A 12,184-nucleotide genomic window follows, 5' to 3' on the forward strand; every position below is an offset into this window, starting at 1 on the left:
CCAGCCGGAAAAACCTTGTTATTCTTTGTACATGGTCTGTAACGGCATGAGTTCAGAAACCTTTAAGACTTTTTTCGATTTTTTTTATAAAGAAAATAAAACGTGATCTAATTCATAAAATCCAGGCAATAAAAAAACGGCAAGAGGTTGCCTCTTGCCGTTTTCAGATTGATTCCTAAGCGAAAAGCTTACTGCAGTAGGCTCATTGCCGCCTGAGGTACCTGCTTCGCCTGGGCAAGAATAGACGTACTTGCCTGCTGTAGGATCTGGTTCTTGGTCATTTCCGTGGTTTCTTTCGCGAAATCAGTATCGCGGATACGGCTGTTAGAAGCCGACACGTTTTCAGACACGTTGGCCAGGTTGTTGATGGTGTGGCCAAGGCGGTTTTGCTTGGCACCCAAGTCAGCACGCTGGCTATCGATGTACTTCAGCGCCGCATCGATGATTGGCACAGCACTCTGTGCACCACCAACGGTTTCAACATCAATTGAAGCCACAGTCACTGCCGTTGCTGGTGCTGATAGGTCAACCGCCGTGGTTGTACCATCTTCATTGTTCATTGTGATGCTACCCGTTGCCAACGCAACGGCACCTTCACCAGAGAACACCTGAAGTTGGCCGCTTTCGTCCACTGACGCATTCAGTTTGTCGTTCTGGCCATTGATTCGCGTTGCGATCTCTTCGATGTCATCACCGGCCACCAGCGTCACGTCAACAGTGCTTACGTTACCCAAGCTGTCTGTCACGCTAAACTGAATCGGTGAATCCGCGCCCAGTTCAGCACCGGCTTGCACAGGCGTGGTTGACTGCAATAGGCTGCCGCCCATTTTGTCGTAGTCGGCACGCACGCTGTCCATACCCATGATGATTGCTTCACCAGAATCGGCACCGATCTGGAATGCTGCTTCACCAAAAGTGCCATTTAGTAGCTTACGGCCACCAAATGCAGTGGTTTCTGCAATACGGTTTAGCTCGTCTTGCAGTGCGTTAACTTCTTCCTGGATCGCCACGCGATCTTCATCAGAGTTTGCACCGTTTGCCGACTGCAGCGACAGATCACGCATACGCTGTAGGATACTGGTCGATTCCTGCATCGCACCTTCTGCGGTTTGAGCAATCGAGATACCGTCGTTTGCATTGCGCATTGCCACGTTAAGGCCGCGCGTCTGCGCAACAAGACGGTTCGAGATCTGTAGACCCGCCGCATCGTCTTTAGCACTGTTGATCTTGCTACCTGTCGACAAACGTTCCATCGAGGTATTCAGATCACTGGTTGCTTTGCCCAGGTAACGCTGCGCAGTCATGGCAGAGACGTTAGTGTTAACAGTTACAGCCATTTTTCTCTCCTTTGACTTTCGCTATTAAGCGAACAGCCTACCCGCAACATCCAAACTCAAAGACAATGAAGCGGGGCCAGCTATAAATAATGAATTCTTTTGGCAATATCACGATAAACCATTGCCACCAAGCACCTAAATGCAAACCTCATGCCAACTTTAAATTACCAGTTTTTCATAAGCTTAAGGCTAGAATTGCATTTTTTTGCGTTTAAACGGCAACTTGGTGCCATCTCATTTACAAAATTTGCCGTTTTTTATGAAGTGTTGCCATGTAACTGGCAATACTTCCCCTGTTACGCGCTAGATATAGTTGAACAGGTTTAAGTCTTTGGTCTTGGCAAACGCCTGCTGCGACGCTTGCAAGGCCATCATGTTTTCATTGAGCTCAATCACCGCCGTGGCATAATCCAGATCTTCCAGTGTGCCTCGCGCCTGGCTCATCACAATCTTGAAGTCTTGGTGCATATCTTCCTGGCGATCCAGGGTTTGCAATCGGGTACCGATTTCAGAGCGGGTTCGGTTGATGTGCTTAAAGCCCTCCGATAACTCAGCTGCGGCCTGGTGCAACTTTGCCGTTGCCGAGGCATCGGATACATCGCTGTCCGATAGTTCGATACTGCGGCGGAAGGCATCAAAAATGTTGACGCTTTCCTGGCGGGATAAGTCAATCACATCCCCATTTTTGATCTCGCCCTCCAGCTCGACCTGCAATGTACCAAACTGGATACCCACGCTCGGATCATAAGGCGCATTGCTCACCATGTTGCCATTCTGGAATAACTGGTAAGAGGTACCGGCATCCGAGGTTGCAAACTCAATCCGGTAGGCCGATTGATCTTGGTTGTTGGTATTCTTAGCCTGCGATAACAACAACAAAGATCCACTCTGCAGCTCATAGTCCGGCTGGTAATCGCCATAAGGGTTAGGTACTTCCATAAACAGCTTGTCACCCGCATCATTGACGGGTATTTCAACCGAAGGGGCAATTTTGGCCATTCGCTGGTAACTATCACCGGCGTAACTCACATTGCCGTTGTTGTCGCGGAAGAACGGTTGCTTGCTGTACTGGTTACCGGCAAAAACAAAATTGCCAGACTCATCCTTGGCGTTTACCACATTCATGAACGAGTTGAACAGCCCCTGCATATCTTGCTTGTGGGCTACCCTGTCATCGCCAGACAATGAACCGTTCACCATCATCATCGACTTACGCTTGGCTTCATCGAGCAGGTTTTCCACCTCGGAAATGGCCGCCTCTTCGTTGTTCAGGCGGTTGCGGGCCAAGGTGATGGACTTCACCGCCTGATCTATCTGGGTGTTCTGCTGGTCAAAGTTCTGGATATAAATCGATGACACTGGATCATCACCGGCAGTAAGCAGCCGCTTACCCGAGGCAAGTTGCTGTTGGTTTTCCGCAACTTTCACCTGCTGGCGATTCATGTCGTTGGCAACATTCTGGTAGTTATGGAAGCTGGCAATTCGGCTAATCATGATCAGTCAGTCTCCTTAACGGGATGCATTAAGCAAGGTGTCGAATGTTTCATTGGCCACCGTCATGATCCGCGACGATGCCATGTAGGCTTGTTGGAACTTCATCATATTGGCCGCTTCCTCATCGAGGTTAACGCCGGCAATTTCTGCCACCCGCCCTTCAGCCGCCTGCTTCTCAACAATACCCACCTCTTTAAGACGGGCAGCCGATGCCTTTTGCACGCCCATTTCGGTATTCAGGCCTTGGTATACGTCAATCACGGTCGAGCGACCGTCATCCATAAATTTGTTCGTTTGCAGCCCCTGCATTTTTATCAGGTTGCCGTTATCACCGTCTGCTGGGTTCAAGCTCACGGCAAACACATCCCCCCCAACAGCGCCCCCAGATAAGGTAAAGCCTGTCCCGCCCACCACGACTTCACCCGCTGGTGGGTACGGCAATGGCTGCTGCAAGATGTTGCCTTTCATATCGAGCACGGCAAATTGGCTGGCATCGGGTGAAACCGCGACTTGGAACTCGCTCAGCCCACCCTTGGCGGTGATACTGAAGTCGGCTTCACCTTGGGTTTTCGTCGCGGAGCTTAGATAACTCTGGGCGGCAATTTTTGCCGGGTCGGTCATTGCCACACTGATATCGCCTGCCGCCGTGCGGGTCGGGCGAAGGATGATCTTCTCGCCGGCGCGCATTGGCGCGTCCATCTCTACCCGGAAGCCATCCACCGAAAAGGCAGGCGGATTGCCGCTTGGGATCACTTTTTGATTGGAGCCGTCAGGGAGTGCCAAGGTGTGCTGGCTACCGTCGAAGGTTAGGTCGTATTCGCCAACCTTCACTGCACTGAGATCTTCAACAAACACTTTAAGCTTGGCATCAGAACCTGCTGGAAGCATGGCGCGAGAAGCGGCAATCGCTGGGTCATTCATATCGCGGAACATCTCGGTACCCACCTGACCATTCAAATCAAGGCCCTGCTGCTGCAGCTCATTAACCGAATGCGAGAAGCCCATCGCAATACGGCCAATCTCATCCATTGCATGGTTAAGAGTCTCGTCACGATACTGGAACAAGGCCGCCATTTTGCCGCCGATGTCTTCATTATTGATGACCTTTAGGGATTGTCCTTCAACAATGGCTAAGCGCGTTTGCTGGGGATCAGGCTTGCCGTTCACCATCCGCAGCTCACTGGCTTCCGTGCCCGAAACCAATGTGTGGCCACTGCCAATCATGATGTTAAAGCTCTCATCATTCTTACGGGTCACCGTCACCTTGGTGTATTCGGACAGCTCATTGATTAAATTTTGGTGGCGATCAAGCAAATCGTTGTCGTGCCCGGCAATGGGTGTTTTAACCAGTGCCTTGTGTACATCCACCAGCTCTTTGGCGATATCATTAACGCGGTTTAGGGTTCTTGAAAGTACTTCGCTCGTTTCTGATTTCTGGCGCGACAAGACATTGAAATTGTCGTTGAGACCCGCAGCAACCATCTTGGATTTTTCGAGTACAACAGTACGTGCCCCCATGTCGTTCGGGGTATCTGACATTGCCTTAACCGCGTCGTACCAGCTATTCATGTCTTCGGGGATTTTCTTGGCACTGTTCGCCAACATATTATCCAGCCGGCCCAGCTGGCCTTCGCGCTCGGTAGCGTAGCTCAAGTTGGTCGTGGTGAGGTTCAGCTCGTTGGTGGCAAACTGATCATACCCGCGGCGAACTTCTGCCGCATGCACGCCAGTACCATACTGGTTGCCCCCCCACCACACAGGATCGTTGGTTTTTTGTACGACTGACTGGCGGCTATACCCTTCGGTATTAACATTATTGATGTTATGGCTGGTGGTATTAAGCTGCCGCTGAGCAGTTAACACACCTTGCGTGCCCATATTGAGCAGGTCAAACGCCATGTAGCCTCCAGTTCCAGGAAAAAATCTCTATCCAACTTAGTAATGCAAAATACATTCCAACTTTTATTTTAATTTAAACGCTTGAATTTTAATGGGATAAAGATTTATAGAGGCAAGCTCTTGCCGAGTATATCGACAGAAACGTCATCACTAAATAGGGGAAGTGTTTGTTAGCACGTAGCAGCAAGTAACAAGTGGTAACAAAAAAAGATCATTGTGATCAAACTATCACAACAGGTAATTAAAAGGTTAATTATATTCCCATCCCTGCATAGCCACGCTAATAATAAGGTTAACAATAATAAAGAAAGCCAACACAACTACGACGAAGAGAGGGCAAAGGAATGCTAATTCGAGCTTATGCGAAATTTTCAGTAAAACACCGATTTATTCACCTATTAATTAGTATTGGTGTACTCATTAGTTTCATTGTTAGCACAATCGGTGTTCTGGCATTAGAGAATTACTTTTTTGGGTATGGCTTTTTAATTAGCTTATTCGCCATACCATTGCTGGCATTCTCTTCAAATTACAAGAATAAATACCTAAATAGAGAAGCCTAGCAATCTTGTTAAATGACCTTAAAGATAGCCTTACCAGTACTCACCTTATGTAAGGCTATTCCATCAAGCCTTTCACTGTTCCCATCACACTAATGATCTTGTCCGAATAGTTAGGGTCGGTCGCATACCCGGCCTTGTGCAAGTTGCGGATGAACTGCGAAGGATCGGCCGGTTGCTCTAGTGCCTTGGCATAGCGCGGGTTGTCGTTGAGAAAACGCACATAGTCGTTGAAGCTATCTTGATAAGAGCCGTATGAGCGGAAAGCCGCCCTTTCCTGTACCGGAATGCCGTTGTGAAATTCAAGGGTATTGGTCGCGACCTTGTTACCTGCCCAACGGGGGTCGGCTTTGATGTTGAACAGGTTGTTACTCGAACCAGCGGCATTCTTGATCACCTTCTTGCCCCACCCAGTTTCAAGGGCGGCTTGAGCGATCAACACCGACGGGTCGGTTCCCAGCGCATGGGCCGCCTTTTCAGCATAAGGCTGCATGCGGGAAACAAAATCTTTGGGGGTTTCAAAAGGTGCCTCTGCATCTAGAGGCGCAACTGGGGCTGCAGGTGTCAATGTTTGTTGTTGCTGCTGCCTTTGCATCATGATTGCAAACGCATCGTCGGCGGCTTTTTCAACCGTGGCATGATCAGGCTTGTTGCCCTCGGCATCCACAGGCAAGCGTAAAGCAGATGCCTCATTGAAGGTGCGGCGAATCGCCAACTCGGTTTCAGCATCGTCTGCTACCGTTTTGGTTTCCGCTTTTTCTTCTTCGCCACCCAATTGCTCAACAATCAGATCTGCCAAGCCTAGCGAGCCCGTTGTGCTCAGTTCGCTTGCCATCTGCTCGTCATGCATTTGCTCGAAGAACTTGGTGTTACTGCTACTCATCAAGTCGGACTCAAATGCCTCGTTGGCTTGGCGCATCGACTTAAACAACATCTGGGTAAAGATAGCCTCGAACTGTTCAGCTGCCGCCCGCAACGACTGATCACTATCTTCCCCCACCCCTGCCCGCAAGCGGTCAAGATTGGAGATATCATGGATGAAACCCGGTGATGTTGTTTTCATAGCAGTCACTCGTGCCCGTAATTAAATAATGATCAGCTGACCTTCAATGGCACCAGCTTGCTTGAGCGCCTGAAGGATAGCCATCAAGTCAGAAGGAGCAGCACCCACCTGATTAACCGCACGTACCAGCTCATCAAGGGTAATGCCCGGCTCGAACTTGAACATACGCGAGTCTTCTTCTGTTACCTGAATATCAGAATTTGGTACAACAACAGTCTGGCCACCAGAAAAAGCATTTGGCTGGCTGACCGAGTAATTTTCTTTGATTGAAACCGTCATGCCACCGTGGGTGATTGCAGCCGGCTTGAGCTTCACATGCTGGCCCACCACAATGGTGCCCGTGCGGGAGTTAACAATGATTTTTGCCGCGCCGTCAGCCGGGTCAAACTCAAGGTTTTCAATAGTTGCCAAGAAGGCAACGCGTTGACTGACATCGCGAGGGGCACGCACACGCACCGACGTTGCATCGACAGCAGCTGCCATTTGCGGGCCTAGAAACTCATTCACGGCATCGGCCATACGCTGGGCGGTGGTAAAGTCCGATTCAAACAGGTTAAACGTTAAGAAATCACCGCGGGCAAACGGGTTTGGCACTTCCTGCTCCACCATCGCACCGTTGGTGATACGGCCAACCGTAGGAGTATTACCCACCACTTTCGAGCCATCGGCACCAGTAGCACTGAAGCCGCCCACAACCAAGCTGCCCTGGGCTACGGCATACACTTTGCCGTCGAGGCCTTTCAGGAAAGTCTGGAGCAAGGTACCGCCACGCAAGCTCTTTGCAGAACCAATGGAGGACACCGTGACATCAATTGATTGGCCTTGCTTGGTAAACGGCGGCAAGGTAGCATTCACCGCAACGGCGGCAACATTCTTTGTTTTCGGCTTGGTACCCGGCGGTAGCTGGATACCAAAGTTTTGCAGCATGGCGTTGAAGCTCTGGTCGGTAAACGGCGTGGTTTCGCCGGTGCCCGGCAAGCCGACAACCAGCCCATAACCCACCAGTTGGTTACTTCGCACCCCGGCCACTTCCGACACATCTTTGATACGTGCGGCGTGCAGCGGCAAGCTAACTAGCAGGATTAAACCGTATAAGAATGTTGTTAATTTCACGTTCTAACCCTATTAGATACTGACGTTAAAGAAGCGAGCAAGCCAGCCCTGCTCTTGTATATCTTGTCGCGCACCGGTGCCCGAGTACTGGATGCGTGCATTGGCAACACGGATTGACGGGATGGTGTTGTCCTGAGTGATATCATCCGGGCGGATAGTCCCGCTTAGGCGGATATATTCATCGCCAGTATTCAAGGTAAGCCAGCGCTCACCACGAATCAGCAGGTTGCCGTTCGGCAGGATCTCCACCACCTCAACCGTGATAGAGCCTTGCAGGCTGTTGCTCTGATCGGCAGAAGTACTACCCGCAAACTTGTTGGCATTGCTTAGCTCGTACGATAGGTTGCGGTCACCAATCGTCACGTCCTGGCCACCCAGCATCAACGGATCCATCGACAGGTCGGTTGATTTGTCCGTATCGGCACTGGCACTCTTTTTCGCTTGGGTTTTCTCTTCCAGCATTACAGTCACAATGTCACCGAGCCCGCGGGGCTTGGTATCATCGTAAAGATCTTGAACATGGGATGTGCTGAAAAGCGAGCCTGTTGCGGTAGCATAATGCTCGGGTTTTTCCTGCGGGCGGATGCTCGCCCATGCCGGATCGCCGGCTTGCGGATCTTCACGGCGACGGATCATATCAATCAAGCCACCGCTTGAGTCTGTCGACCCCTCGACCGCATCCACATTGGTGGTTGCCTGCTCGACATCCGACTCAATGTCTTCTGGCATCGCGACACAGCCCGATAGAAGAATTACCAGCACCACTAAACACTTTTTCATCGCTGCCCTACCCCGTTATAGCTGCTGGTTGACGTAGCTAAGCATTTGGTCAACGGTTGAAATCACCTTGGAGTTCATTTCATAAACTCGCTGTGCCTCAATCATGTTAACCAACTCTTCGGTGACATTAACGTTTGAGGTTTCCAGCATCGACTGGCGGATAGCCCCCAAACCTTCCAAGCCAGGAACCCCTTCTTGTGGATCACCGCTTGCGCCTGTCGGCAAGAATAGGTTCTGACCGATTGGCTCAAGACCGCCTGGATTGATAAAGCCAACCGTGGTGATCTGGCCCAGCACCTGGTTTTCTTGCTGGCCACGGATACGGGCAGAAACCTCACCATCGGTCCCCACCGTAATGCCTACCGCATCTTCCGGAACGGCAATTTCTGGCTGCAGTACATAACCGGAGCCTGTTGTCACCAGCTGGCCTTCCGCGTTAATGGTAAACTGGCCATTACGGGTATAACCCATGTTGCCGTCTGGCATCAGGATCTGAAAGAAGCCCTCGCCTTCAATCATCATGTCCATGGCATTGTTTGTTGTCTGGGTGTTACCTTGGGTGTGGACTTTTTGGGTCGCCACAACCTTAGAACCGGCACCCAGCATCAAACCGGTTGGTAATTCAGTATCTTGGGTTGACTGGCCACCCGGCTGGTTGATGTTCTGGTAAAACAGATCTTCAAATACCGCACGGCTTTTCTTAAAGCCAATCGTTGAGGCGTTCGCCAAGTTATTGGAAATGGTCGAGATATTCGTCTGCTGGGCGTCAAGACCGGTTTTACTTACCCATAAAGCTGGATGCATGTTCTGTTCCTTTTATCGGTTTAGCCTAAACGCAGCAGTGATGAGGATGCGGCATCCATTTCTTCTGCGGTTTTCATTAACTTCACTTGCATTTCGAAGTGGCGCTGTAAATCAATCATGCTGGTCATTTCGCCGACGGCATTCACGTTACTGCCTTCGAGCGCCCCCTTCAGCAAGGTGACGTTGGCATCCGCATCAAAAATCTCACCCGGATTCTTTGATTTGAACAGGCCGTTGACGTCTTTATAAAGACCACCGTTATCTGGCCGAACCAGTTTTAAACGGTCAACCACTTCGATGGCATCCGGCGGCGCGCCCTGCGGTAACACAGAGATAGTGCCATCGTTGCCGATTTCAATTTTGCTGATTGGGAGAGGAATAAAGATAGGGCCACCGTTCTCGCCGACCATCAAGTTACCGTTGCTATTTTGCAGCATGCCAGTTTCGTCGATATTCAAATGGCCTGCGCGGGTATAGGCTTCCTGGCCGGAGGCATCAAGCACGGCTAACCAACCGTCACCTTCGACAGTCACATCGAGGTCTCGACCCGTGGTCATTACCGCCCCTTGGGAGAAATCTTGCCCAGGGCGCTCAGTCATGGCAAAAACACGCGACGGCAAACCTTCGCCGTATGCCTGCATGCTTCTGGCCTGCTCCAGATCGGCACGAAAACCTGTTGTTCTCACGTTGGCAAGGTTGTTGGCATGCAGTTGCATCCCATACATATCTTGCTTTGCGCCACTCATGGCTAAATACAGTGCACGATCCATTATCGACTCTCCAATCACAATCTGGTGATCAGACAAGCAATAAGTATGCCACTATGAGTAATGTGTTTTATATCAATGGCTTGTTGACGTATAAGAATAATTCGTCAAGAGGAGGTGCCAAATTTATGACAAATACGGAAACCCATTGCCGCCTGAAAAATACCGGCGGCAATGGGTATCAATGAAATGAGTACGCTAGATTAGCGGATCTGCAAGATAGTTTGCTGTAATTGATTATCCACTTCAAGGGCACGGGAGTTAGCCTGGAAATTACGCTGTGCGGTGATCAAATCAACCAACTCCTGGGTCATATCAATGTTCGATTGCTCCAGGGTACCGCTCTTAACTGCACCGAAGGCACCCTGTGTTGCCTCACCCCAAATAGCAGCACCTGAATCTTGGCTTGTAACCCATTGAGTACCGCCTTTCGACACCAAGCCTTGCTCATTCGGTACGCGCACCATACCCACTCGGCCTAGCGTCACGTTTTCACCGTTGCTGTATGTCGCAACGATAGAGCCCTTCGAATCGATATCAACCTTCGCTAGGTAACCGGTAGTGGCACCGTCTTCGTTAAAGCGACGGATTTCAAACGGTGCAGCATATTGGGTTGGCTCATCAAAATTGATGCTCAAGGTCTGCTCGGCATTGGCACCGTTCATTTCCAAGCCTGCACCGCCTTCATCTTCAGGTAGGCCAAGTGGCTGGGTAACAATTGGGTTGCCGTTATTAATGGATCTCACCGAACCATCCGTATTGAAGTCCATGTAGTGGCCTTGGTGCCCTGCGCTGATAGGGCCATTGGCGTCGCCCGTTGCCACCTCGCCATCACCTTCCGGTGTCATGTTAACGTCTACCGCCTTCTCGCCGGTTGCGTCGGTCACGGTGTAGTACACCGCCCAGCGGTTTTCCGCATCAGTGCCAACAGGTGCAATCGGGTTACCTTCCGCATCCAACTCCGGCGAACCACCGTTGTCCTTCACATAGTACGTCGTCATCTTGTATGGCTGACCCAATGAGTCATACATGGTTAGCGACGTCGACTTGTTATAGGTATTGGCATCATTGAAATCAAACTTTGCCGGATCTTTAGCTGGGGCAGATGCCGGCAGGTTTACACCGATCTCAATATTCTGCGACTCACGCGGCTGGCCGAACTGATCTGGCACTTTCAGCGCTTGGGATTCGTATGACGTTACCTGATCCGTTTCCTGATCTACCTGGTAGCCAAGCAGGTACTGGCCTTCCGAGTTGACGATCTGGTTGTCTTTATCCAGGTGGAAAGCACCATTACGGGTCAAGCTGTTGTTTTGCGGCTGCAACTTGTCATCAGCAACGGCAAAGAAACCACTGCCCGAAATACGGAGATCCATTGGGTTGTTGGTATAAATACTTGACCCTTCATGGAACTGCTGGGCAACCGTCGAGGTCTGTACACCGCCACCGGTAGTGGTTTTTGAGTTCGAGAAAATCGAGCTTGAGTAAACATCGCCAAACTCTGCACGCGACTCTTTGAAGCCGAAGGTATTGGCGTTGGCAATGTTATTACTGGTGGTGTTGAGGTCTTTCTGCGATGCCCCGATACCACTCAGTGAAATATTAAATCCCATGGTATGAATCTCCTAAATTACCGGTTATACCTGGCCGACTTCCAATACGTCGGATAGTTTGAATGGCGAGTCGAAGCCCGCAAGATTTAGCATGACGTTACCATCACCATTGCCCAGCAGTACGCTGTTCACATTGGCGTAAGTCGATACATCAAACTCGCGGCTTTCACCGCCAACCAAGCCAGCTACCTTCAACGTGTAGCGGCCTTCCGGCAAAACATTGCCATTTTCGTCAGTGCCATCCCATTCGATACGGTGTTCGCCCGGTGGCTTGGAGCCCATATCGAAGGTTTTAAGCAGTTGACCTTGTTCGTTTTCAACCCTGACCATCATGTTGTCGAGTGCCTGCGGCAATCGCACCATGCCTGCCATCGCCCCTTCGGCTGCCTTAACACTCGTTGAGCTAGGGATCAGCACATCGCGCCCCACCAACGAAGAAGCCTGCAAAGCCTGGTTCGATGTCATGGCAGAGTTCAAGCTACCAAATTGCTCATTCATCTGGGTAATGCCATCAACCGTGGCAAAGGATGCCATCTGGGCGATCATCTGATCGTTGCCCACCGGTTTGAATGGGTCTTGCTGGGCCAGCTGCTTGGTCAACAAGGACAGGAAGTCTTCTTGTTTTAGCTCGTTCTTTCCTGTCGCCTTTTGCTCTTCCTGCAGCTTTTGCTCTTGCATGCCCTTAAGCTGGTCAAGGTAAGATAAGTTGCCAGATCCAGCGCCATTAATACTGCTCATCACCGTTACTCCTTAT

At 50.6% G+C, this 12,184-nt stretch carries 10 protein-coding genes; all 10 read right to left on the reverse strand.

Annotation, left to right across the window (positions count from 1 at the left end; translation table 11 throughout):
- Positions 1 to 188 precede the first annotated feature (188 nt).
- Positions 189 to 1,337 (reverse strand): flagellin, encoded by a 1,149-nt coding sequence (locus tag C9I98_RS11605; protein WP_107272010.1) that lies wholly within the window; start codon positions 1,335 to 1,337, stop codon positions 189 to 191.
- 303 nt (positions 1,338 to 1,640) lie between these two features.
- Positions 1,641 to 2,831: a flagellar hook-associated protein FlgL gene (flgL, locus tag C9I98_RS11610; protein ID WP_036824308.1), complete on the reverse strand. Its 1,191-nt coding sequence runs from the start codon at positions 2,829 to 2,831 to the stop codon at positions 1,641 to 1,643.
- Positions 2,832 to 2,846: 15 nt separating this feature from the next.
- Positions 2,847 to 4,730: a flagellar hook-associated protein FlgK gene (gene flgK, locus C9I98_RS11615; RefSeq protein WP_107272011.1), complete on the reverse strand. Its 1,884-nt coding sequence runs from the start codon at positions 4,728 to 4,730 to the stop codon at positions 2,847 to 2,849.
- A gap of 618 nt (positions 4,731 to 5,348) precedes the next feature.
- Complete coding sequence (gene flgJ / locus C9I98_RS11625) at positions 5,349 to 6,353, reverse strand: flagellar assembly peptidoglycan hydrolase FlgJ (RefSeq protein WP_036827562.1); 1,005 nt, start codon at positions 6,351 to 6,353, stop codon at positions 5,349 to 5,351.
- A 21-nt stretch (positions 6,354 to 6,374) separates the two neighbouring features.
- Complete coding sequence (locus tag C9I98_RS11630; protein ID WP_036827559.1) at positions 6,375 to 7,466, reverse strand: flagellar basal body P-ring protein FlgI; 1,092 nt, start codon at positions 7,464 to 7,466, stop codon at positions 6,375 to 6,377.
- A gap of 12 nt (positions 7,467 to 7,478) precedes the next feature.
- Positions 7,479 to 8,246 (reverse strand): flagellar basal body L-ring protein FlgH, encoded by a 768-nt coding sequence (flgH, locus tag C9I98_RS11635; RefSeq protein ID WP_107272013.1) that lies wholly within the window; start codon positions 8,244 to 8,246, stop codon positions 7,479 to 7,481.
- A 15-nt stretch (positions 8,247 to 8,261) separates the two neighbouring features.
- Positions 8,262 to 9,050, reverse strand: a complete 789-nt coding sequence (gene flgG / locus C9I98_RS11640; protein ID WP_036831762.1) for a flagellar basal-body rod protein FlgG — start codon at positions 9,048 to 9,050, stop codon at positions 8,262 to 8,264.
- Between the two features lie 20 nt (positions 9,051 to 9,070).
- Entirely contained in the window at positions 9,071 to 9,820 is a 750-nt protein-coding gene (gene flgF / locus C9I98_RS11645) for a flagellar basal-body rod protein FlgF (protein WP_036831760.1), read from the reverse strand.
- Positions 9,821 to 10,020: 200 nt separating this feature from the next.
- Positions 10,021 to 11,430, reverse strand: a complete 1,410-nt coding sequence (gene flgE / locus C9I98_RS11650) for a flagellar hook protein FlgE (protein ID WP_036831758.1) — start codon at positions 11,428 to 11,430, stop codon at positions 10,021 to 10,023.
- Positions 11,431 to 11,454: 24 nt separating this feature from the next.
- Positions 11,455 to 12,168: a flagellar hook assembly protein FlgD gene (gene flgD, locus C9I98_RS11655; protein WP_036831756.1), complete on the reverse strand. Its 714-nt coding sequence runs from the start codon at positions 12,166 to 12,168 to the stop codon at positions 11,455 to 11,457.
- Positions 12,169 to 12,184: the final 16 nt, after the last annotated feature.

The organism is Photobacterium sanctipauli, from assembly GCF_003026495.1.
In the GTDB taxonomy this organism is placed as follows: Bacteria; Pseudomonadota; Gammaproteobacteria; order Enterobacterales; family Vibrionaceae; genus Photobacterium; species Photobacterium sanctipauli.